24 protein-coding genes, 2 tRNA genes and 3 pseudogenes are annotated in these 23,470 nt (G+C 38.5%); 14 read left to right on the top strand and 15 right to left on the bottom strand.

Features of this window, described 5'->3' with window-relative positions; genetic code table 11:
• From znuB to CDG59_RS07295, 5 genes are all read left to right on the top strand, one after another.
• Positions 1-810: a zinc ABC transporter permease subunit ZnuB gene (znuB, locus tag CDG59_RS07315; protein WP_087536714.1), complete on the top strand. Its 810-nt coding sequence runs from the start codon at positions 1-3 to the stop codon at positions 808-810.
• Between the two features lie 163 nt (positions 811-973).
• Positions 974-1,894 carry a Dyp-type peroxidase gene (locus CDG59_RS07310; RefSeq protein WP_087544526.1) on the top strand — a complete coding sequence of 307 codons (921 nt, stop codon included), beginning with the start codon at positions 974-976 and terminating at the stop codon, positions 1,892-1,894.
• A gap of 150 nt (positions 1,895-2,044) precedes the next feature.
• Positions 2,045-3,922 (top strand): M48 family metallopeptidase, encoded by a 1,878-nt coding sequence (locus tag CDG59_RS07305; RefSeq protein ID WP_087544524.1) that lies wholly within the window; start codon positions 2,045-2,047, stop codon positions 3,920-3,922.
• Positions 3,923-4,081: 159 nt separating this feature from the next.
• A complete protein-coding gene (gene argS / locus CDG59_RS07300; RefSeq protein WP_087544522.1) occupies positions 4,082-5,881 on the top strand; it encodes an arginine--tRNA ligase in 1,800 nt (599 codons plus the stop codon).
• Positions 5,882-6,074: 193 nt separating this feature from the next.
• Positions 6,075-6,680, top strand: a complete 606-nt coding sequence (locus CDG59_RS07295; protein WP_087544520.1) for an SPOR domain-containing protein — start codon at positions 6,075-6,077, stop codon at positions 6,678-6,680.
• Positions 6,681-6,742: 62 nt separating this feature from the next.
• Here the strand turns inward: CDG59_RS07295 and CDG59_RS07290 are convergent, their stop codons facing one another.
• From CDG59_RS07290 to guaA, 7 genes and pseudogenes are all read right to left on the bottom strand, one after another.
• Positions 6,743-7,396, bottom strand: coding sequence for a glutathione S-transferase family protein (locus tag CDG59_RS07290; RefSeq protein WP_087544519.1), 654 nt, complete (start codon positions 7,394-7,396; stop codon positions 6,743-6,745).
• 95 nt (positions 7,397-7,491) lie between these two features.
• Positions 7,492-7,901 (bottom strand): annotated as a pseudogene (locus CDG59_RS07285) (OsmC family protein).
• Complete coding sequence (locus tag CDG59_RS07280) at positions 7,898-8,845, bottom strand: pirin family protein (RefSeq protein WP_087544517.1); 948 nt, start codon at positions 8,843-8,845, stop codon at positions 7,898-7,900. The pseudogene CDG59_RS07285 and the gene CDG59_RS07280 overlap by 4 nt, the downstream one beginning before the upstream one ends.
• A gap of 195 nt (positions 8,846-9,040) precedes the next feature.
• Positions 9,041-9,346 (bottom strand): DUF3861 domain-containing protein, encoded by a 306-nt coding sequence (locus CDG59_RS07275; protein ID WP_087544515.1) that lies wholly within the window; start codon positions 9,344-9,346, stop codon positions 9,041-9,043.
• Between the two features lie 33 nt (positions 9,347-9,379).
• Positions 9,380-9,907 carry a PadR family transcriptional regulator gene (locus CDG59_RS07270; RefSeq protein ID WP_087544514.1) on the bottom strand — a complete coding sequence of 176 codons (528 nt, stop codon included), beginning with the start codon at positions 9,905-9,907 and terminating at the stop codon, positions 9,380-9,382.
• A 222-nt stretch (positions 9,908-10,129) separates the two neighbouring features.
• Positions 10,130-10,918, bottom strand: a complete 789-nt coding sequence (locus CDG59_RS07265; protein ID WP_005137601.1) for an ANT(3'')-II family aminoglycoside nucleotidyltransferase — start codon at positions 10,916-10,918, stop codon at positions 10,130-10,132.
• 65 nt (positions 10,919-10,983) lie between these two features.
• The gene (gene guaA / locus CDG59_RS07260; RefSeq protein ID WP_087544512.1) at positions 10,984-12,552 is read right to left on the bottom strand and encodes a glutamine-hydrolyzing GMP synthase; all 1,569 of its coding nucleotides are present in this window, start codon (positions 12,550-12,552) and stop codon (positions 10,984-10,986) included.
• Between the two features lie 442 nt (positions 12,553-12,994).
• Between guaA and CDG59_RS07250 the strand changes: the two genes are divergently transcribed.
• Positions 12,995-14,221, top strand: a complete 1,227-nt coding sequence (locus CDG59_RS07250) for a DUF445 family protein (protein WP_171063521.1) — start codon at positions 12,995-12,997, stop codon at positions 14,219-14,221.
• A 50-nt stretch (positions 14,222-14,271) separates the two neighbouring features.
• Here CDG59_RS07250 and CDG59_RS07245 read toward each other — a convergent pair whose 3' ends face one another.
• Together CDG59_RS07245 and CDG59_RS07240 are read right to left on the bottom strand one after the other, a co-directional pair.
• A complete protein-coding gene (locus CDG59_RS07245; protein ID WP_087544508.1) occupies positions 14,272-14,640 on the bottom strand; it encodes a NirD/YgiW/YdeI family stress tolerance protein in 369 nt (122 codons plus the stop codon).
• A 146-nt stretch (positions 14,641-14,786) separates the two neighbouring features.
• Positions 14,787-15,209: a DoxX family protein gene (locus tag CDG59_RS07240; protein WP_087536703.1), complete on the bottom strand. Its 423-nt coding sequence runs from the start codon at positions 15,207-15,209 to the stop codon at positions 14,787-14,789.
• A gap of 236 nt (positions 15,210-15,445) precedes the next feature.
• On the opposite strand from CDG59_RS07240, the gene CDG59_RS07235 reads away from it, so the two are divergent.
• Positions 15,446-16,084 carry a DedA family protein gene (locus tag CDG59_RS07235; RefSeq protein ID WP_005155341.1) on the top strand — a complete coding sequence of 213 codons (639 nt, stop codon included), beginning with the start codon at positions 15,446-15,448 and terminating at the stop codon, positions 16,082-16,084.
• 1 nt (position 16,085) lies between these two features.
• On the opposite strand, the gene CDG59_RS07230 is transcribed toward CDG59_RS07235, so the two are convergent.
• The 5 genes from CDG59_RS07230 to CDG59_RS07210 form a co-directional block, all read right to left on the bottom strand.
• On the bottom strand, positions 16,086-16,676 hold the full coding sequence (locus CDG59_RS07230) for a LysE family transporter (protein ID WP_087544507.1): 591 nt from the start codon (positions 16,674-16,676) through the stop codon (positions 16,086-16,088).
• 209 nt (positions 16,677-16,885) lie between these two features.
• Positions 16,886-17,275, bottom strand: coding sequence for a hypothetical protein (locus tag CDG59_RS07225; protein ID WP_087544505.1), 390 nt, complete (start codon positions 17,273-17,275; stop codon positions 16,886-16,888).
• A 9-nt stretch (positions 17,276-17,284) separates the two neighbouring features.
• Entirely contained in the window at positions 17,285-18,127 is an 843-nt protein-coding gene (locus tag CDG59_RS07220; RefSeq protein WP_087544503.1) for a ParA family protein, read from the bottom strand.
• 80 nt (positions 18,128-18,207) lie between these two features.
• Positions 18,208-18,600: a SirB2 family protein gene (locus CDG59_RS07215; protein ID WP_087544501.1), complete on the bottom strand. Its 393-nt coding sequence runs from the start codon at positions 18,598-18,600 to the stop codon at positions 18,208-18,210.
• Between the two features lie 9 nt (positions 18,601-18,609).
• Complete coding sequence (locus CDG59_RS07210; protein WP_087544499.1) at positions 18,610-18,918, bottom strand: BolA family protein; 309 nt, start codon at positions 18,916-18,918, stop codon at positions 18,610-18,612.
• 189 nt (positions 18,919-19,107) lie between these two features.
• Here CDG59_RS07210 and CDG59_RS07205 point away from each other — a divergent pair.
• Both CDG59_RS07205 and CDG59_RS07200 read left to right on the top strand, forming a co-directional pair.
• A tRNA-Gly gene (locus tag CDG59_RS07205) sits at positions 19,108-19,183 on the top strand.
• A gap of 44 nt (positions 19,184-19,227) precedes the next feature.
• Positions 19,228-19,303 (top strand) — tRNA-Gly (locus CDG59_RS07200).
• Between the two features lie 145 nt (positions 19,304-19,448).
• On the opposite strand, the gene CDG59_RS07195 is transcribed toward CDG59_RS07200, so the two are convergent.
• Positions 19,449-19,634: a helix-turn-helix domain-containing protein gene (locus CDG59_RS07195; protein ID WP_087544497.1), complete on the bottom strand. Its 186-nt coding sequence runs from the start codon at positions 19,632-19,634 to the stop codon at positions 19,449-19,451.
• On the opposite strand from CDG59_RS07195, the pseudogene CDG59_RS07190 reads away from it, so the two are divergent.
• From CDG59_RS07190 to CDG59_RS07170, 5 genes and pseudogenes are all read left to right on the top strand, one after another.
• A pseudogene (locus CDG59_RS07190) lies at positions 19,622-20,547 on the top strand (site-specific integrase); the annotation flags it as partial. The gene CDG59_RS07195 and the pseudogene CDG59_RS07190 overlap by 13 nt on opposite strands.
• A 167-nt stretch (positions 20,548-20,714) precedes the next feature.
• Positions 20,715-20,948, top strand: coding sequence for an antitoxin Xre-like helix-turn-helix domain-containing protein (locus CDG59_RS07185; protein ID WP_227519112.1), 234 nt, complete (start codon positions 20,715-20,717; stop codon positions 20,946-20,948).
• A gap of 296 nt (positions 20,949-21,244) precedes the next feature.
• Positions 21,245-21,387, top strand: a pseudogene (locus CDG59_RS07180) (transposase domain-containing protein); the annotation flags it as partial.
• Between the two features lie 191 nt (positions 21,388-21,578).
• Positions 21,579-21,881 carry a helix-turn-helix transcriptional regulator gene (locus tag CDG59_RS07175; RefSeq protein ID WP_044431308.1) on the top strand — a complete coding sequence of 101 codons (303 nt, stop codon included), beginning with the start codon at positions 21,579-21,581 and terminating at the stop codon, positions 21,879-21,881.
• A 4-nt stretch (positions 21,882-21,885) separates the two neighbouring features.
• Positions 21,886-23,145 carry a type II toxin-antitoxin system HipA family toxin gene (locus CDG59_RS07170; RefSeq protein WP_087544495.1) on the top strand — a complete coding sequence of 420 codons (1,260 nt, stop codon included), beginning with the start codon at positions 21,886-21,888 and terminating at the stop codon, positions 23,143-23,145.
• The last annotated feature ends 325 nt before the right edge of the window (positions 23,146-23,470 follow it).

Raw genomic sequence — 23,470 nt, 5'->3', positions numbered from 1 at the left:
ATGATGGAATGGTTACAACTGCTATTACCTGCTTGGATTATGGGGTCACTTTTGGTATTTCTGACAGCACCACTCGGCTGTCTGATGCTTTGGCGCAGAATGTCTTTTTTTGCTGATACCATGGCACATGGCACGCTATTAGGCGTCGCTATTGCAGCCTTACTACATCTACCCTTTTGGTTAGGGGTCGCTTTTCTGGCTGCTTTACTGGTTGGTATTTTATGGGTACTGCATGACTCCCGCCTCCCTAATGATGCCTTACTCGCATTAAGTTCAGCGACATTACTGTGCTCTGGTTTGTTATTAATTCAGCATATTCCGAGTTTACGCCCCGAATTATTAAGCTACTTATTTGGCGATCTTCTTAGTATTGAATGGTCTGATTTACCCATGTTTGCGGTCGTGATTGTAGGTTCGCTTATCGTTTTGTATCGTTCATGGTCTGCACAAATTCAAATTGCAATTGATCCCGATATTGCAATGAGTGAAGGGGTGAGAGCCAATTGGCAACGCTTGATTTTCATGCTGTTATTGGCGCTATTTACGGTACTTGCGCTCCGTGCTGTTGGCTCACTCCTTATGGGTGCATTACTGGTGATTCCTGCACTAAGCGCACGCTTACTTGCACATTCACCTAAACAAATGGTGATTTGGGCATTCTTACTGGCTCAATTGGCTGTGACGGTTGGCTTATGGTCTAGTGCGGCGTTAAATATTGCCACAGGTCTCAGTATCGTTTTATGTATGGCGCTTTGCTTTGCCGTTATTTTTGCAGTACAAAAATTCTTACCGAATTTTAAAACCAATTAAATGTTTCCAATCTTAGCATTCAATACTTGGATGCTATGTCGACTATTATTTTAACGATCACCAATATCGCAAAAATCGTCAAAAATAAGCTATTAAGCACTGCTCACATCGGGCAAAATCATCTCTTTGTATCATTTAAAAATAACGAACCAAGGAGAGCTTCATGACTGCTCAATCCGTCATTCTTCCATTACCTTCTGATCATGCCCGTTTTATTGTTTTGCGTTTAAAAGATTTAAGCATATCTGAACTCAAACAGCAGATTGAAGCTCTGCTCTCAACCCGTGATCGTCTGATTACCCAACACCCTAACGATCAAATTAAAACAGCGATTGCCTTTGGTCCTGAGCTTTGGTCAAAGCTTTATTCTCAGACACCTGAGGACTTTAGACAGCTTGACCCGCAACATGGGGCTTTTGACATGCCTGTGGTACCTGCAGATGTATTTATACACATTGCGAGTGCTCGTGCTGATATCTGCTTTGCGATCAGTCAAGCTTTCTTCAATGGTATTCAAAGCAAAGTTGATGTTTTAGATGAGCGTGCATGCTTCCGTTTCTTTGATGGTCGCGATATGACAGGCTTTATTGATGGTACAGAAAATCCTCAATTCCCAGATGACCGTGCTGAAGCTGCCCTCCTTGCAGAAACAGCAGGGGCTTTTGCAGATGGCAGTTTTATTTTCGCACAGCGCTATATTCATAATTTAGCAAAATGGCAACAACTCAAAGTCGATGCTCAAGAACATGTTTTTGGACGTACCAAACTTGAATCTATTGAACTTGATGATGACATCAAACCCCAAAATTCGCATGTCGCACGTACCGTGGTAGAAGATGAGGATGGCGAAGAAATGGAAATCTTGCGTCACAGTTTGCCTTATGGTGATGGTAAAGGTGAACAAGGTCTATTTTTTGTTGCCTATACCAATAATTTGAGCATTATTGATGCCATGTTAAAACGAATGTTCGGTACCACAGGTGATGGTATTCATGACCGTTTATTGCATTTCACTACTCCGATTGATGGGGCATATTATTTCGCACCAAGTGATGAATTACTCGAAGAAGTTATTGAATTATAAAATTTAGAATTGAAAAGAATAAAATTTAGAATTGAAAAGAATAAAATTTCTTCAATATAATAAAAAACTTTGCAGCATAAATAGCATCCAACTCGATCTAATATGCTGCAAAGAGAATTATTTAAATCATTATCAGTTTAAAGAAAAAACATGAACAATACGCAATATTCAGAAAATGAAAGATTTGAAAAGCTCATTCTTCAGCTACAAGAGAAAATCAAAAAAAATCCTAAAGCCTATCAATTAAAAGTATTTATGCTGGCTATTTTAGGAAATTTATATATAGGAATCATGATTTTATTCTTATTAGCCCTCATTCCCCTATTACTGATGTCGATTCTATTTTTAAAAGCTTTTGCAATTAAACTCATTCTAATCGTTGGTTTTTTTATTTGGGTCATTTTACGATCTTTGTGGGTTAAGCAAATGCCACCTCAGGGTTATGCAATTACTGCTACAGATGCTCCTGAATTATTTGAGATTATTCATAAATTACAACAACAGCTCAATGCACCTGATTTTCATAAAGTGCTTATCGTAGAAGACTTAAATGCTGGCGTTGTTCAAATCCCTCGTTTTCTGGGTTTAGGCTCTTCTCAAAATTATTTATTGTTAGGGTTGCCATTACTTAAGTCCTTAACCGTAGCGCAATTTACTGCGGTTCTAGCTCATGAATTTGGTCATCTCGCAAAAAATCATGCACAATTTTCAAACTGGATTTATCGTCAACGTATTCGTTGGACGCAGTTAGTCGAGGTATTAGAACAGAACCAAAGTCGAGGAGACTTCTTATTTAGACCTTTTCTCAATCGCTTTGTCCCATACTTTACGGCTTATTCTTTCCCTCTTGCACAGGCAAATGAATATGAAGCAGATGCCATCGCGGTTCAACTAACCTCTTCGCAATCTACAGCCGAGGCATTAACCACTGTGAGTATTATTAGCCAATATCTTGATGAAAAATATTGGACTGAAATTTATAAACATGCGGATGATATGCCACAACCTGTGATGACACCGTTCTTTAATCTCACCCATGCTCTGACACATGAATTAGAGAAAGAAAATACTACAGCATGGTTGTCAGTGTCGATGCAACAAATGACAACGCATCTTGATACGCATCCATCATTACAAGATCGTTTAAAAGCAATTGGGGTAGTTCCTGAGTTTAAATACCCTTCTGCTGAACAACGTGCAGATCGCCTACTTGGTAAGCAACTCGAAAAAGTGACCGCCAATTTTGACCAAATGTGGCAAAGTAATATTTCTTCTTCGTGGCAAGAAAGATACCAGTTCATCCAAGGTGGCAAACAGCGCCTTATAGAACTTGATCAAAAACAACAGAGCGATGATTTGAATATTGATGAAGCATTTGAACGTGCTCAACTCACGCTCTTTATTGCCAAACAAACAGAGCAAGCATGTCAACAATTGGCAGCACTTCATGAAAAAGCACCAGAACATGCTGAAATTTGTTTGGAATATGGCAGAGCATTATTAGAAAAAAATGATGATCAAGGTTGTGTCTACATGATTCGTGCCGCAGAACTGAATGAATTTATGAAGACAACTTGCTATGAAAGACTACGTGATTTTTATTGGCAACAAGGACAACCAGATCAAGCTCAACATTATCACCACTTACTTGTAGAGCGTCTTGAATTAGAGAGTCTTGCACAACAAGAGCGAAATCAGCTTCACTTAAACAATAAGTTCACCCCACATGATTTAAGTTCAATCGAGTTACAACAGCTCACAGATGCATTGAGCAAAATCAAGGATTTAAAGAAAGCATATTTCGTCAAAAAGAAAGTTGATTATTTGACACATTTACCCTGTTATGTCTTGGCATTTTCAACGACTCGTTGGTACCAATTCACCAATAAAAAGCGAATTGAGGATGTTTTACAAGAAATTCAAAATAATATGCCATTAAATCAAGCCGTCTTAATTTTAAGTATTGAGGGAGATAATTATAAATTTGGCCGCAAAATGCGATGGATTAAAGGTTCTCGTATTTTTTAATCTATAACACAAGAGAAGAGATGTTGTAAGCACAGCATCTCTAATCAATAAACTCGAAAGATTTATATGAATATGTTAATTCCACTTCAATCACTCTCCCCTTAAGCTGCTAAAATTTGCTATATTTGACGTTTTTCTGCGACATTTATTTCGGTAACTATGAATACGGCAATACAAGCAGCTCTTGATCATGCGGTACAATCCCTTCAACAACAAGGGGTACTTCCTTCAGATTGGACAAACACGAGCCATTTAACCCGTACCAAAGACCGAAGTCACGGTGACTTTGCATCCAATATTGCTATGATCGGCTCTAAAGCTGCTGGTATGAAACCACGTGATTTAGCTGAAAAAATCTTAGCAGCACTACCTGAAGTCGCTGACATTACAAAAGCAGAAATCGCAGGGCCTGGTTTTATTAACTTCTTTCTAAACGCAGACCAACGCTTCGCTGTACTTGATCAAATTCAAGCACAAAAAGACCAATATGGACGCAGCCAAGCCAATGCAGCTAAAAAAATCCAAGTCGAATTTGTTTCTGCAAACCCAACATCTAGTCTGCATGTGGGACATGGTCGTGGTGCAGCTTACGGCATGACTGTTGCCAACCTTTTAGAAGCAACAGGTGCACAAGTTGACCGTGAATACTATGTCAATGATGCAGGACGCCAAATGGATATTTTGGCAACATCAACTTATTTACGTTATTTAGAATTGACTGGGCAAACGCTTGTTTTCCCTAAAAATGCCTATCAAGGCGACTATGTTAAAGAAATCGCACAAAGCATTATTGATCAAGATGGCGATGCACACGTTCGTCCAGTTGCTGACATTTACAACGATGTGCCTGAAGATGTTCAATATGCTGAAGAACTCGATGCCGAAGGCAATAAAGTTATTCTGTGTGGTGATAAAGAAAAACACATTGATGGCTTAATCGCCAATTCACAACAACAGTTAGGTGCGGGCTATCGCGTATTTCACCAAGCGGCTTTACATGCCATTTTGGATGATATCAAAGATGACCTTGCTGACTTTGGCGTGACTTTTGATGAATGGTTTAGCGAAGCTTCGCTAACCGAAAAAATTGATGAAGCACTTGCGACGCTTGATCAACGTGGCTTTCTCTATGAAAAAGATGGCAATATTTGGTTTAAATCAACTGAATTTGGCGATGAGAAAGACCGTGTGGTCAAACGTCGTAATGGTCAAACCACTTATTTTGCATCTGACATTGCTTACCATTTGAATAAACTACAACGTGGTTATACTGACCTGATTGATATTTGGGGTTCAGATCACCACGGTTATATTTCACGTGTAAAAGCTGCGATTGATGCAATGGGTTACGACTCTAAGAAACTGACTGTTCTTTTAGTTCAGTTCGTGAGTTTATGGCGTGGTGGTGAGATGGTACAAATGTCATCTCGTTCAGGTCAATTCGTGACTTTACGTGATCTACGTAAAGAAGTCGGCAACGATGCGGCACGTTTCTACTACGTGATGCGTAAATCTGAACAACATATCGACTTTGATTTAGACCTTGCCGTTTCTCAAAGCAAAGACAATGCGGTGTACTACATTCAGTATGCCCATGCACGTGTAAATAGCATTTTGAACCGCGCGAAAGAGAAAGGCATTACATTTGATGTCGCATCTGCTCGCCAAGTTGCTAATCTCTTAGCATTAGAGACTGAAACAGAGATTCTCGCTAAATTAGCAGCTTATCCTGAAATTTTGATTCGTGCTGCGAATGTCTACGAACCACATCAAATTGGTAATTATCTAAAAGACTTAGCTGCGCTATTTCATGGATGGTATGCTCAAGATGGCGTTAAATTTGTTGATGAAACAAATATTCCTTTATCACAAGCGCGTTTATTACTTTCAATTAATGTACAGCAAGTTTTACGTAATGGCTTAGAGTTACTAGGTGTATCTGCTCCTGAAGCGATGTAATCAATACACACAGTTGCAATAAAAAGTTTGAATCTGAAATATTGTTGTTAACAACGTTATACAGATCTACTTTTAAACTTAGCCTATCATTGGTCGGCAATATCTTAAACAAAGCATTATTTTCAAACATAATGCTTTGTTTTTAACAAGATTCAAGTTACAAATAATCTAATAGGATCAAGAGGAATTTCAGGTGTTTGGAAAAACGCAACGTGGTGTATCTGAACGACCAAACAAGCCGAAAAAACCACTTATTCCAAAGTGGTTGGGAATGCTTGTCGCGATTCTTGCGATTCTATGTGTTGGTGTCATGCTCATGCTATGGCAACCATGGCAACCTGTTCCAGCAAAAAATCAGGTAACCTCCGATCATTATCAAGAAGAAGATACCAACAAAGATTATCGTTTCTACGATTTGTTGCCACAACAACAAGTTACTCCAATCCCTGAACAAGCTGTCCCTGAAACCAAACAACAAGGTAATGTCGTGATTATTGAATCACCAAAACCTGAAACGACCACTGAAGATCCAATAACGATCACCTCGACTGAACCAACTGCACCAGATCAAGCCAGTTATATCTTACAAGTACGTAGCTATCCTGATCCTGACAGTGCTGATGCACGTCGTGCAGAAATTATTCTGAATGGTTTATCTGCCGATGTGGTTAAAACAGTGGAGAATGGCCAGACATGGTACCGTGTTTTCTCTGGCCCTTATAATAGTCAGGATGCGGCTCTGGCAGCCCAGCAAACCCTGCAACATAGCGGCATTGACTCCATCGTAATCAAGCGTTAATACATTGATAACATGAGAAAAAGGAAACGATCTGTTTCCCCTTTCTCATTCTATATCTGGCTTTAAGCACATTGAGAGTGCAGGCTTTTCTGCTCAGCTCGCTGAAACGCTGGACGCTGCTGAATACGCTGGACAAAAGCCTGAATGTTGGGATATTTCCCGTGTAGTCGATTTTGAATTGCAATCAGTGGAAATGCCATTTGAATATCTGCAAAAGAAAAAGCTCCAGCAAAATAATCATGCTCTCCCAAATACTGCTCCAGATATAGCATATGTTCTTTCATTCGAGGGCGAACAAAGCCAGCTTTCACGCCATCGGTAATTTTTTCAGCAACAGGTCGAATAATCCACGGAACATGCTTACTCACATTATTGATGACGAGAGTCATCACCAATAAAGGCATGAGAGAGCCTTCAGCGTAGTGCATCCAATACGAGTATTGAAGCTGATCTTTGAATTGCTGCGGTTTGAACTGTTGTTTAACATCATACTGCTGTTGCAGGTAATCCAAAATAACAGCCGACTCCACAATGACATTCTCATCATCCACCAGAATTGGTGCTTTACCTAGCGGATGAATCTGTTTCAAACTTTCAGGAGCTGCGTAGCTAGGTAATCTCTGATAATACTCAACTTGATAGTCCATACCAAGCTCTTCTAATGCCCACAAAATACGGAACGAACGTGAGCATTGTAGGTAATGTAAGGTAATCATTTTTGTGCCTGCTTTGTCTACGCAACTGCTGTATGAATCCCTCTCACAGTTACGTTTAGAATTATGATTTGCCCAAGCACAATAGCATTTTAGTCTCAAACAATCACGGTGTGTATGTCTAAACTGCGTAACAAAGTTTTCGTCACAGGTGTTTTACTACATACATTCAGCAGCTTTTCTTGTAACGCTGGTGATGGAATCTGCTCAAATATAATACGACGTGTCATCTTTTCTTGCTGTTCGCGGTTAGTATAAAAATCAACTTCAACACTGAAAATCACCCAAGTTTATTTGCTTATGCTGTGCATACATGCGTAAGGTAATCATGGTACATGATGCTAAACTTGCACTCAGAAAATCATAAGGTGCAGGTCCCGTGTCATGTCCACCAAAAGATTCGGGTTTATCGGTTAGAAATTGGTGTGAGCCACTTATCACCTCTCTTTTCCACTCCTTTCCACGATTCGGCTAAAACCTGAACTTTTGCACTCGCAATCACACTCATTTTGAAGCCCTCATTTGCTCAGGCAGTACAGGTGCTTCGAGACGCTTCCCTTGATAATCAGGAATTTCACCAAAACGGGCATCATGATTGATCCAATCTTCTCGTGCTTGTTGTAAATCTTGCATCGTACGTCCAACGAAGTTCCACCACAGCAAAATTGGCGACTCAAACGGTTCACCCCCGATGAGTAATACACGATGACCTTCCGTCAGTTCAACTTCGATTTCAGTCAGTCCCGTTTCCAACACCACCATATTATCGGCATTGAGTTCATGCCCATTGACCTGAGCAATGCCTTCAAGTGCCATAAAAGCATATTCAAAGTTTGGATTGAGTGGAATACGGGTTTTAGTATTCGCTTGTGCGGTTAAGTCCACACCAACCAAAGGTGTATGCACTTGCACAGGAGAAACCATATCAAGAAAATCCCCCACTAAAATGGTAAATTCAACCTGATCTTTGATGACCACAGGTAGTTCTGGATAATGCTCAAACTTTGGCTCCATACTGCGCTTGTCATCAGGCAAAGCAATCCAAAGCTGTGCTGCATGCATTTTGGTTTCAATGTCGGGTACAACTTCGGTATGCGAAATTCCTCGCCCCGCCGTCATTAAATTCACTTGCTTAGGACGAATCAGTTGTTTTGAACCAAGACTATCGGTGTGCATCATGGTGCCTTCAATCATCCATGTAAAAGTCTGCAAACCAATATGTGGATGCGGTCCTACATCCAAACCATCTCCAGCGGGAAAACTCACTGGCCCTGCATGATCCAGAAAACACCATGCCCCCACCAAACGCTTTTGACGACTCGGCAAGGCTCGCTTAATGATTGTGCCCTTACCAATTTCTGCCGAGCGAATCGTAAATTCTTGAATAAACTGATTGATATAAGTTTCACAATCTTTTGAATCAGAAATATCGTAATTGTTATTATTACTCATGATATTACTCTCTTTTACCTATGCTATTGCAATGAGTTGTTTTATTGATCTTAACAATATCAACAGTGTTCAATATAGTCTTTTGGTAATACGCAGAGTGCTATGCATGAGACAATCTGTATTATTATTCAACTTTTGCGGGTAATTTAGTAAAGAAATTCTTCTTTGTTTGTTGTATGCCATTTGTCCCCATACTCATTCAGCCTGTTTCTTTACATGTTGCTTTAGATTCTTCATAAATTGACCGAACTGCGGCAAGAATTCTTCGAATACTGGATGATCTTTATTTTCGAGCATCACTTCGCTGAAAAGTTTTAAACCCACCGCAAAAGCTTTCGTGGTTTGATCATCAAAAAATTCAGCACTATTTAAACGTTCAACGATCTGAAAAATATCATCATGATTTCCAGTATAAAACTCTAAACGTTCGGTATAAGTTGACGCTTGCCCTTTTGCATCTTTTAAATGTTGTACGGTGACATGGTATTGATGTTGTTTCATAAGTTTTCTCTAAATTAATATTGGATAAGGTGTTTATAAACGTCCAATCGCAATTGCGGCTTGATCAATCTTTTCAGCAATTTGATAAATTTGTTCTTGCTGTAGATCGGCGATATTGAGTTTTAATCGTAATGCTGTTTTTAGATTTTCCATTGCTCGATGGATCTCTATCAGTTGATCGTTGTTATGGATTTCACGTCTAATCCGTAGTTTTTCCAATAAAGCTGTCAACATTTCCTGCTGATCTTTCAGGTACGTTTCGCCATATTCAGTGACTTGGTATTGTTTACGCTCGGCATCGAGCAAAGAAATATAGTTCATTTCTTCTAAACTGGTGAGAGTTGGATAAATTGTTCCTGCACTTGGTATATAGCCATCACCCACTAAATCACTAATTTCTTTAATAATTTCATAGCCATGTTTCGGGTTTTGCTGAATTAAATGCAGCACTAACAGTTTCATACGTCCAGCTTCAAAAAGTCTCCCACGACGCCCCGAACGGTGATGGCCGTAATGATGGTCATTATGTTCAGCATGATGATGTTCTGATTGTTGTCTCATCTTTGGAGGTTCTCTAATACGCACAATTTATAACTATTAAGATATATCTTAATATATCTTTTATCAAGAAAAAGTAATAAAATCTAACCTATTGCTTTGATAATTATTAAAATTAATATTATTTTCTTTAAACACTAAGTAATAAAAAAAGAGTGCTTAAGCACTCTTATATAGCCGTATGTTTAGTAAAGTCGGTAAGAAAAGCCAGAATCTAAAAAATTATTATGTGATCAAATTTCTTTTCTGCTCAAAATGCTCTTCAATTTTTGAACTCAGAAAATTAACAATAGGCTGCAAAGCATAATGTTCCTCTTGCCAATTTTGTTTACCGATTTCCCCTCTATATTCCTGTATAAGCCGCTGCAATACGAATTTCTGCTCAGGAGGAAGCTGAGGCATAACCCATCGAGCTGCATTGCCTTTTGAAGCAATATCCTTCATGACTAAACTAAAATAGATCCGGCATAAAGCTAAAATCTGGTTTCTTTCATCTGCATCCTCATCCCAATGAGCTACAATTTCGGGATAAGTATCAGACATTGCTTGCCATAGTTCTTGATCAGAAATTTCAGGTGCCCATTGGTCTAAAGCTGGACCAAATAAAACTGTATGATGAGATCTCGCTTTTCTAAGCAATATACTAATATCTGGGTCTTTCTGCGAACTTAATGTTCCACCTTCTTTAAGTTCTTCACGTAGCCATTCACCAAACTGCATTTCATAACTTAAAGGATAATTTCCAGACTGAATCTCATCTTTTAATAAAATAGTAACTTCTAATGGTCTTTGTAATTCCCCAACAGGCTGTGAAATTTTTAGTAATTCTTGTGCAAGCTGCTCGCGTAAAGCAGATGTTAATGGTTGAGTAACCACGACCAGAACATCAAGGTCACTTTCTGGCCCTAAGCCACCATCAACAGCTGAACCATAAAGATAGATTGCAAATAATGATTCCGCTAAAAGTTGCTGTAATTTTTCTTGTAGATATTCTAACTGAATGAAATCAGACATCTCTCATCTCCTTCGGAAGAAACAGATATAAAAAAGGCAGGATTTAATCCTGCCTTTTCATTTGATTATTCCCACTCAATCGTTGCTGGTGGTTTAGATGACACGTCGTATACCACACGTGATACATCTTTAATTTCGTTCATAATGCGTGTTGAGATTTTATCAACCAATTCGTATGGTAAATGTGCAAAACGAGCTGTCATAAAGTCAACTGTTTCAACTGCACGAAGCGCAATCACCCATGCATAACGGCGGCCATCACCGACTACACCCACTGATTTAACAGGTTGGAAGACAGCAAATGCTTGAGCTGTTTTATCATACCAACCGCTTGCACGAAGCTCTTGCATAAAGATGTCATCTGCAAGACGTAAAATGTCTGCATATTCTTTCTTCACTTCACCCAAAATACGCACGCCCAAACCTGGACCTGGGAATGGGTGACGATAAAGCATTTCATGTGGTAAACCTAAAGTTGTACCTAGACGGCGTACTTCATCTTTAAACAAATCACGAATCGGCTCAACCAATTCAAAAGCTAAGTCATCTGGTAAACCGCCCACATTGTGGTGTGATTTAATCACATGTGCTTTACCATTTTTGGTTGCAGCAGATTCGATCACGTCTGGGTAAATCGTACCTTGTGCAAGGAAATTTACACCATCAAGTTTACGTGCTTCTTCAGCAAAAACTTCGATGAATTCACGACCAATAATTTTACGTTTTTTCTCAGGATCAACTTCACCGGCTAACGCAGTTAAGAAGCGCTGTTCAGCATCAGCACGAATCACACGGATACCCATGTTTTTCGCAAACATGTCCATCACTTGTTCACCTTCGTTTAAACGAAGTAAGCCATTGTCTACAAATACGCAAGTCAACTGATCGCCAATCGCACGGTGTAAAAGTGCAGCAACAACAGAAGAATCAACACCACCAGAAAGACCTAATAGAACTTTTTGATCGCCAATTTGCTCACGTAATTGTTCAACACGCAAGTCGATGATGTTTTCAGAATTCCAGAGATTACGGCATCCACAAATCCCATGCACAAAGTTCGATAATAACTCTGCGCCTTTCGCCGTATGGGTCACTTCAGGGTGGAATTGAACACCATAGAAACGACGTGCTTCATCACTTACCGCGGCAAATGGACAGCTTGGTGTGCTTGCAGTAACAGAGAAACCTTCAGGAATCACACTGACTTTATCGCCATGACTCATCCAAACATTAAGCTTGTCGTCACCATCATTGAGATCACCCAACAATTGATCGCGTACCAATACATCAACAGCAGCATAACCAAATTCGTGAACTGTACCTGGTTCTACTTTACCACCAAGCTGTTCAGACATGGTTTGTAAGCCATAGCAAATACCCAATACTGGTACACCAAGTTCAAATACAACTTGTGGCGCACGTGGACTACCTTCTTCATGTACGCTCTCAGGACCACCTGACAAAATAATCCCGTTTGGATTAAACGCACGAATGTCTTCTTCAGACATATCGAAAGCATACATTTCAGAATAAACACCCGCTTCACGTACGCGACGTGCAATCAGCTGGCTATATTGAGAGCCGAAATCCAAAATAAGGATACGATCTTCAGTAATTTGAGTATTGGTCGTCATGGCTAAACATTAAAGGCAAATGAATTAAGCGCCATATTCTAACATTTTTCACGCTTTGGCGCACCGCAATTCATCATCTATCTTATTTTTTAGCATGTATGATCAATTGCGACTGATATTTAAACTAAAATTCCCCAAGCACGTGTTGGAAAAGAGAATTAAATCAACAATTCTTGCTGATTCTGATCAACAAAAAGCAAAAATTGGTGCTAAGATGATGAGTCGAAAATATGCATGACCACGGAAAGGTATGCAGTCGGCATCATCGTTTCCTTTTTGTGCGACTGCACTATCCTTGGAAAGAGGAAAATAAAAAGGTAACTAAAAGCCTAAAAGATATTGGCTCAGTCAATATTCTAAAATATTTCACTATCATCTATGGCTTGCCCTATCACGAGCAACAATTAGGACTTGAAGGACCAATAAAATAATGTTTCAAGAAATGATTGCGGATTTTCAACAGAATTTCTGGTTATATATTTCGATCCCATTTATTAGTGGCTTTATTGGCTATGTAACGAAAGTTATTGCCATTCAAATGATGTTTGCACCACTTGAATTTAAGGGACTAAGGTTATTTGGTCTTCCAATCGGATGGCAAGGCATCGTCCCGCGAAAAGCTGAAAAAATGGCGACCATAGCCGTTGAGTTAATGACCTCAAAGTTAATTCAGCCCCAAGAAATTTTTGCCAGACTGGATCCGAAAAGGATTGCTCAAGAAATTGAAAAACCATTAATGGCCTCTGCCGAGGATATTACTCGCGAAGTTGCACAGCAATATCAACCGGGTTTATGGGAAGGTATGCCTGAGTTCGCACGCAAGAAATTAATTAAGCGAGTTCAAGCCAAAGCCCCTGAGATTGTTGAACATATCATGGGCGAAGTGCAAAAAGATGTGATCAAATACTTTGACATCAAACACATGGTGATTAGCAATCTCCTCAAAGATAAGCGTCTTCTCAACGAAATTTTCAAAAAAGTCGGTAAGCAAGAGTTTAGATTCTTTAGTAATGTCGGCTTTGTCTTTGGTTTTGCGATCGGTGTTGTACAAATGTTGTGTTGGGTGGTCACTCAAGGAAAATATCCTTGGATGCTGCCAATGTTCGGTGGCTTTGTCGGCTTTTTCAGTGACTGGATGGCTTTACAAATGATGTTTAGACCATTGTATCCAAAGAAGATTTTGGGCTACACATGGCAAGGTTTGTTCATTAAGCGTCAAAATGAAGTCGCGGCAGACTATGCAGCGCTCATTTCTAAACAATTACTCACATCCCGTAATATGATGGAAGAGCTTTTCTCTGGAACAAATTCAGATAAAGTCATCGAACTTGTCAGTCGCCATGTCAAACAAGAAATTGACCTACAGGCAGGTATCGTTCGTCCATTGGTTGTTTATGCGATTGGTGGTGAAAAATATCAAAATCTGAAAGCAGAAGTTGCTGAACGTATTTTAAAACAACTCCCAGAGACGATGCGCTATGTAGAGTCTTATGCCGAAGATGCCATGGATGTTCGCACGACTTTAGTCGAACGAATGCAAAAATTAAGCCCTGAAGAATTTGAAGGTATGCTCCGCCCTGCATTTAAAGAAGATGAATGGTCATTGATCATTGTTGGCGCAGTACTAGGTTTCCTTGTTGGGGAAATGCAAATTCACTTTATGCTCTAAAGCAATACCATCAGAATCAAACAAGGAAGCTAAGGCTTCCTTTTTTATGCTTAATGCAAGTGTTTTTCTATTTTGATCACTTCAATGTCAGTGGGTTTATAGCGGTGGGTATCCACCTCTCCCACTAGCCGAACATGATCACCCACTTTCAAGCCTGCTTTACGCCAAATATCATCATCAACTTCAATGCCAATCGTGCCACTCTGATCTTTAAATTCGTAATGATCACTTCGCAAATGTTTCGTAATTTGACCTGTTAAAGTAACACCCGTTTCATCAGCCAGTTGAGCAATCTGATTCACCGTTACCACATTTTTTGCTGCTTCTTGCACAAGCACATCATCATCTTTACCTGCCCAAGTTGATGTTGATAAGCCAATTAAAATCGCTATTCCACAAGGCATCAAAATTTGTTTCATTGAATACTTCCTCCAGCTTTTCTCTTTATTATTATCTAAACAGAGATAAGCAGTTACTTCAGCTTCTGTTTGTAATTAAGCATCAACTTTATCTGTATACAAACCGATCCCCACTCACTAACGTAGGGATTGTTTTAAATGGCTCATTATTTCTCAATCATATGATCTAAGCTCAAACGACCAGCACCATGCAACATTAAATAAAATAAACCACCAGACATAGCTAAGTTTTTCATAAAGTTGATTTGTTGCATTTGATCATCTGCGCCGTGGAAAATGAATGCGGTAATAATGCTAAAGATACCTAAACCAAATGCAGCTAAACGAGCTTGAAAACCAAATAACAGCGCAAGTCCACCACCAAACTCAACCAAGATCGTTACTGGTAACAATGCGGCAGGCACACCCATCGATTCCATATAACCCGCTGTAGCGCCATAAGCACTGAGCTTGCCCCATCCTGCAATAATAAAAATATAGGCCATTAGGATACGAGCAACAAGCGTAACGATATTTTCTACACCTGACTGCGTTACCATATTTTTTACGATAACATTTGGATTAAACATAATTGATTCCACACTAGTTGTTTTTTAATACAGAAACAGTTTATGTGTGCTTTATTTTGCAATAAACATTATATTAATTAATGCATCGTTCTATATTTGCAACAAACATCATTATTCCAGATCAAAATTAATCATGTCGCTACTCAATGAATGTTACCAATTAAATTGGTTTTTATACTGACATTCTATAGTTGCACTGCTACGATTTAGCTCAAATTCATACTGTTAACAGCTTCATGGAACTTATTGATTTTATTCTGCACGTTGATGAACACCTTTTAGAATTTATTACCAATTATGGCGTATGGATTTATGCCATTTTATTTTTAATTATCTTCGTGGAAACGGGTCTCGTAGTGATGCCTTTTTTACCCGGAGATAGCTTATTATTTGCTGCGGGTGCACTAGCAGCATCAACTGGTGCGATGGATCCGTGGGTACTCGGTATTTTATTATTTATTGCCGCAGTATTAGGTGATACCGTAAATTACCATATTGGGCGTTATATCGGCCCACGTGTATTCGAAATGAATTTACGATTCATCAATCAACAACATTTACTCAAAACACAGCAGTTCTTCCAACGTCATGGCGGTAAAACCATTATTTTTGCCCGCTTTGTTCCATTTGCACGTACCTTTGCACCATTTGTGGCAGGTGCAGGCAGTATGAATTATAAATTTTTCCTCACCTATAACGTAATTGGTGCTTTTTGTTGGATCGCATCATTTATTACGTTAGGTTATATCTTTGGTAATATGCCAATCGTTAAAGATAACTTCACCCATTTAATTTTTGGCATTATTATCATCAGTATCTTGCCGGGCGTGATTGGTTTTGTTCGGCAAAAACTCAATGAGCGTAAAGCTCAATAAATTAAAATAATCGAAAAATCATAGGCAACATACAGATCAGTAATAACATTGCCGACCCTTTATATAAATGGTCGGCTGTAATTCCATTGAAACTCCCAACCAAAAGTGCTCGTCCGAAGTACATCCAAAAAATACTTACAGGGATTAAAATCACACTAAAAATCGCAAAAACTAGCGCTGCATTTTCAATCGAATTCCATGTTTCAACAGGAAAAATACCTGCCGCTAAAAGCACTGTTTTTGGATTTTTTAAGGTCGCGCTAAATAATTTTGCCTTCCGTATCTTCTGATGGCGTTGATCATATTTTTGCAAATGCGCACTTTTCCAAAGATGAAATGCCATCCAAAGTACCAATGCTAAACTCGCCGTATGTAAAATCACATCTAAGGCTGGCCAAATCGGCTCAAAAAGATGAATAAATAATGCCCACAAACTTATGCCATATACATATCCCAACCATTCAATTGGAATGAAGATTATGGCCTTAAAAGCCCCTTGTTGATGAGTTGCACTGGCGAGGAATGCATTGGTTGGACCGGGTATTAATAACACCGCCAACATCGCCAAAACAAAAAACCAACTTTCAATCATAGACAGACCAGATGACAAAATATGCTCGTCACCTTAAACGAATTTGAAGCAAAAAAACAAATTTAGAGGAGAAAATTAGGCTATAAAAATTAAAGAAATGAATATAGATATTATTAAGATATTGTTTTATATATTTTTATCTTGAAATATTTTGCTAAAATTTAGTTATTTATCACTGTAGTAAATTACAGTGATAAATGAATTTCAACTTATGATTTTGAACGTGGCTTGACCACAATTGCACAACCTTTGAACTGTGCAGCTTGCACAATTGCATCCTGCTGTCCAAGCACATTGGCAAGCTCGGTATTCTTGGTGTTCATGGACTGCCCCATATTGATCGAGATGGATGGACCAAAGCCCCATCCGCCCTTACCCCAGCCACCACCGAGTCCAATACCCACGCCCACACCTGTACGTTTTGGTGTCTGCACACCATTATCAATGTATTGTTGAATACGATTATATTCAGCTTGCAACTGTTGGCAGTTTAAAGCTTGGTACTGAGTTGGTGAAACATAAGAAGGCTTAACCGTTGATGCGCAAGCACCTAATAACATACTGAGTGCTACCACAGGCATCCAATATAAGCGTTTCATAAGATTCTCTTATTTCTTTGACTCAATCTCATTGAACAATGTGACGTAAGCTAAGGTCAACTTATGTTCTGATGCCAAGTGAATCAAGGGTAAATTCTTTTGATGTGATTCTTTCATCAACACGGATGGCGGTAACATGCTTTCTAAAACAGGCAAACCTTCATCTTTTAATTGCTGAACCACTTCACGCGGTAACTTTGCGTGAGACTGGAATTGATTTACGACAATTCCTTCAATCTCCAAGCGATCATTATGATCATCTTGGGTTTCGAGTACATTTTCAATCAAAGTTTGTAACGCGCGTTTCGAGAAGACATCACAATCGAAAGGAATCAATACTCGGTCTGCTGAAATTAATGCTGATAACGTAAAAAAGTTAAACGCTGGAGGAGTATCAATAAAAATACGGTCATAACGCGCACTCAGGGACTGAATCGAGTCGCGTAACTTATAAATTTTGTGCTTACTTTCTAATGCATGCTCCAAAGCACCAAGACTTGGGCTTGCAGGAATCACATCTAAATTTTCAAATGACGAACGATGTACATAACTTTCGAGCCCTTTACCACGTGGGGCTTTCAAAATGGAACCAATTGCATTACCAATCAGGCCCTTTTGCTGCGTGCTTCCCAAAATATCTTCAAAGAAATTTTCAATGTTTGGCTCTAGTGCTGCTTTGTCAGCAGAATATGTTGCATCTTCACCTAAAAGGTACTGGCTTGAATTTGCTTGTGGGTCAAGATCAATCACCAAAGTTCTTAAACCTTGCTTAGCACTAATTGCAGCTAAGTTGACTGTAATACTTGATTTCCCTACACCACCTTTTTGGTTAAATACCACACGAGTTAACATGATTTCCCTCTACAAGATTTTTGTAAACTGCACGCAGTTTAACCTAGTGCAAAAACAATTACTAAAACAATGTCAAACAATTACGCAAAAACAGGTTTAATGATGACTAAGCCAATAATACCAAGCAATGCCACTGTACCGACCAATAAACCTGCACGGCGCTGTTGTAACAACACGCTGTTGTCTTTTTTATAAATTTTGATTAAAGATGACCAAAGTACAAAAAAGAGAATCACTTTGGCATAAAACCAAGGCGCAACCTCAAAGTTTTTCATCACCACTAAAATAGCACCTGTCACAATAATCAGCGTCAGTGATAAGTGTTGTAAGCCAACGAGTGCTTTAAATCCCTTTGGATTTGGCTGCTGATCCTGAACACCAACAAATAAAGTCGCTGCACGAAAAACAAAAGCAATAATCAGCAAACTTACAGCGGACATATGAATAATTTTGGTGAGTAAATGTGCGTCCATGATCCATCCTTAACTTTTAGGTGCGTGTGCACATTCAGGACTGGCTGGCGCTTGACCTTGCCATTCACTAGCAACGTAAGCATGAATTGCTAAAGCATGAATTTTACCAGGACTCATTAGTTCAGCAGCCACAGCATAGATTTTTTGATGACGCTGTACTAAACGTAAACCCTGAAACTCCTCACTCACCACAATCACTTTAAAATGTGATTCTTTTCCTGGGAAATAGCCTCCATGTCCAGCCGACTCATTCAGTACTTCCAAATGGGTCGGTATTAATGTTTGCAAACGCTCAATCAACTGTTGCTCTAATTTCATCAGCCACTCTATAAAGTCAGATTGTGATAGTGCCTTAGTATACATGACCCTAGATGAAGAGAAAATTTTGTACAAAATTTTGCCTTTTAACTTTTTTAATCGCAGAAATGCTTTAATTTTATGCAATTAATTAATTTATTTGCATAAAGTTGTTGACCCTTGTTTTGCTTAATGTATTATAAGCGGCACGCGGGAATAGCTCAGTTGGTAGAGCATAACCTTGCCAAGGTTGGGGTCGCGAGTTCGAGTCTCGTTTCCCGCTCCAGTTTGGTTTTTTAAGTGTAAGTTTTAGTAAAAACTGCTCAATATGCGGGAATAGCTCAGTTGGTAGAGCATAACCTTGCCAAGGTTGGGGTCGCGAGTTCGAGTCTCGTTTCCCGCTCCAAATTTAAAAGGCCCTAGTCGAAAGATTAGGGCTTTTTTCTAGTTGATTTTATTATACTTTTGAAAATTCCGCCTTCCTTTGTGATTCAATTCAATAAAAAATATTCTTAATGTAATTTGTATTTTGTGACCAAGATGTGACTAAACTAGCCATTATCATTTTGATTATTATTAATTTTCTTAAAAATCAATAAATCACCCACTCCCACATCTAATGCAATACAAATTTTATCAATGGTTTCAAAATCAATCCGTACAGATTCATCATTATAAAGTTTGTGCAAAGTAGATTTATTAATTCCAGTACTTCTTACCAAATCAGCAACATCCAGATATGCCTAATGAATTGGCTAAAAAAATTATGGGCCACAATGCAACGTTTAAAAATTTGCAAATAATAAATGATGAAAAAGACTTTAATTTTGAAAAAATCAGGCCGTTCTAGCAACTGTATTATTGAACGATCCAACAAAATGGCTTCAAAGTAATGCTACTGACATTTTAGATGAACTGTCGTTACAAATAGATCAATCCCATGATTTTTTTGCTTTCTTTGTTGGAACAGAAGATTCTAAAATTTCACTTCAACGCTTCTATGAAACGCTCAATATATTGGAGACTACTAACGATCCTAAAAGTACAGCTCAACGTATGTGCTTGCGAGAAGAACTCGTCAATTATTGGTATGAAAATGCTCTAAATTTAGCAAACATTAAATCAAAAAAAGGGAATCCACGTTTATTTAGTATTGATAGCTCAACCCACTTAAAACCAGCAATGCTTGATAGCGCTGAAGAGCTTCATGCGGTGACTTATTTTTTTGAACATCTACAGAAAATAGGTCGTAAAAATCCAATACAAATTGCATGCGTCCTGAATATATTTTTGAATCGAGTGACCGCATCACACACAGGTATCCATTATCGCTGGAAGAATATCGATCAACTCGAACATTTTTACTCCCAAGTTAAGGCTTTATTTCCTGCCAAATTTTGGCACTTACTTGGACAAGATTTGCAAACAAAGTTAGATGCTAAACAACAGCCTCAACTTTTCAAATTAGCAAAAGCATCAACAGATAAACATCCACCAACTCAAGAGGAGTTTCCTCGTCTACAACTCTACTCAGTAAAAGATGGTCATGCTCTTGCTGCATTTAAATTTTGCTTACATCTAGCTTGTATTGGCAGACCTCGATCTCTTGAACTTAAAGCTGAAGGTCTAAAAACAACCACATGCTGTTAAATAATTTAACCGTTGTTTCCTTATCTAAAGTCAAATTTAATATATCTTTAGTAAACATTGGATGTCTAATCAACGATAATTAAATCGTATAAACTCTATGAATTAGCAGCGTCTGAAACAGGGATCGGTCATGTATACAACATCAGAAAAAAACTGCAAAACAGAAAATGATATTAGCTAAGGCAGTTTTAGCTGCTGCTAAACAACTTGGTTTGACACAGGACCAGCTTGCTATCGTTCTCAATTTAGATTCAGTGGAAACTTTAAATTCGCTTGAGTTAGATCCCGATTCAAGTCAGGGAGAACTCGCAATTATTTTAATTCGTATTGCGATATCATTAGATGCTCTAACAGGTGGAGAGGCTAAATGGATGCAACATTTTATGAATGTCACCCAATAAATTGTTGAGTGGTATTCCAATAGAACAGATTCAGAACCCTCAAGGATTGGCCTCTGTTTTACAATTGGTTGAAGGCCTTCAGACTAAACTTTAAGATAAGCAAAGTATTACAGAAAAATTTGAAAATGATAGTCCTCTCCAATAATTCAAATGCGAGGTATAAGAATCCCCTCTTCTTTTCAAGATGTATAGTCAAACTACTTTATTATCCATACATTATTTTAAAAAAAATTAAAATAATTCATTAACTTATTTGTATCGGTTTTATAACAAATTGACTATATATGTCTGACCTAATTCCGTCAATAATACAGTCAGCAAAGCTGAATGGCCTAGATCCGTATGCCTATTTAAATGATGTGCTGAAAAGGCTGCCGACACATAAATGACCCAAATAGAAGAATTACTAACACACCGCTGGAAACCTGAACCGAATTAAAAAATAGCTATGGGGTTCAGCGGACGCTTACGTATTAGATTCCTTTAGATTTTAAATATCTAATTAGACTTCTTTAATCTAATAAGATCTAATCAGCCCAGTTAAGCACCTTCCTTACATCAAATGGTTTATTTATATAAATCCATTATTTTGTGTTTTAATATACATATATACACATAAGACCCAATATTATGGATTTAAATTTCAAAAAACCTGAAGAGATTGTTACTTTATTATGTGAAAGGCTTCGCAAAGAACGACTTTATCTGGAAATGACTCAGGCAGACGTCGCTACACGTGCTGGTATTAGTGTGAATACAGTATCTAATCTGGAAGCTGGTCGAAATGTTTCATTTGAAAATTTAGTACGCGTTGCCATGGTATTGGGCCGATTAAAAGAATTAGAGGAACTCTTCAAACCTCATTTAAACAGTGTAAATGACATTCTCCGCTATGAGAGCAATACGGCTCGCCAACGTATCAAAAGGAAATAAGTCCATGCTCAAAAAACTTAATGTTTACTACAATGGATGGGGTGAATATTGGCTTTGGGGTACACTGGTCTCCTCAACCGCAATCACAGGTCGGCCATTAATTGCCTTTGAATACAGTGCAGAAGCGATCAGTAAAGGTTTAGAACTTTCCTCTTACCTACTTCCATTAAAAGGTGACTCATTAAGAACGAACTTTCCTACACATCAAATGGGATTGCCAGGTCCTATATATGATGCCCTACCCGATGGTTGGGGCATGCTTCTTATGGATCGCTTATTTAAAAAAAATGGACTCAATCCAGCACGGATTGGGCCATTAGAACGACTCACGTATATTAATACACATGCAATGGGGGCATTATCCTTTGAACCTTCAGCACCTGAGTTAACATTAACTGAAAATATTCCACTGATTAAACTCGCTCAAGAAGTTAAGGAAGTTCTCAAAGGAGAAGGTGCAGAATTTTTACAGCATTTGTTAATTATGGGTGGATCGCCACAAGGTGCAAGGCCAAAAGCACTCGTCTATCGTGATCCTGTCACCAACGAATTCTCAACAGTTAGCTCACATCAACATGAAGCCTGGCTGATCAAATTTCCAGCTCAGCAAGAGCATCCTGAAGTTTGTGCAATTGAAGCTGTTTATGCAGAATGTTTACGTCATTGTGATATTGACACCCCTGATACTCAATATTTTACTCTTCCGAATGGATTAACCGCATTTGCATCAAAAAGATTTGACCGCTGCGATGGTATGCGTATCCCTATGCAAAGTTTAGCTGCCTTCACCGGAGCTGATTTTAAATCACCAGGGAGTTTAGACTACAGTAATTTTCTTCGCGCTGCACACTTTTGCACCAATGATGTTCGCGAAAAAGCAATTGCATTCAAGCGAGCTGTTTTTAATGTAGTCTTCAATAATCGAGATGATCATTGCAAAAACTTTTCATTTCTGATGTCCCAAAATGGGCAATGGAAACTCTCCCCTGCCTATGATGTTACTTTCTGTGAAGGGCCAGGTGGATATCATCAAATGGATATCATGGGTGAGGCACTGGATATTCCTCGACAAGCTCTTGTAAAACTTGGTACTCAGGAAGCGGAACTTTCTGCCCAAGAAGTCGATGAAATTATTGGCTCGATTTGTAAGGTTGCAATCCGATTCAGTGATATCGCTCATGATCTATTACCTGCACAAATTCAAGCAGAAACTCTCCAAATGATCCAAAATAGGATTGAGCATAATATTCATTTATTGAATTGAATATAAAACATTTTCATGAGGATTAAGAATCATTATATTAAATTATATATTGTTATTATTTCTCATGAAAATCAGCATCAAAATACAGGTGACTTTTATAGACTAAAATTTCCAATATGAAGTGACCAAAATACCCTTAAATGATCTAAATTGCTAAAAATTTCACCCCACTAAAAACTACACACAATCAATTAAATCATATACTTATAGTTAACATCATTTAATGTCATAAATCTCGGTGACCCTGCCAAGGTTGGTGAATTGAATGTTCATCTCGTCAATAAAAAAAGGTGCCTCATTGAGATAGAGACACCCGTGTTTTAGT

The organism is Acinetobacter sp. WCHA29 (assembly GCF_002165335.1).
GTDB lineage: Bacteria > Pseudomonadota > Gammaproteobacteria > Pseudomonadales > Moraxellaceae > Acinetobacter.
This window is presented reverse-complemented; position numbering and strand designations above follow the sequence as displayed.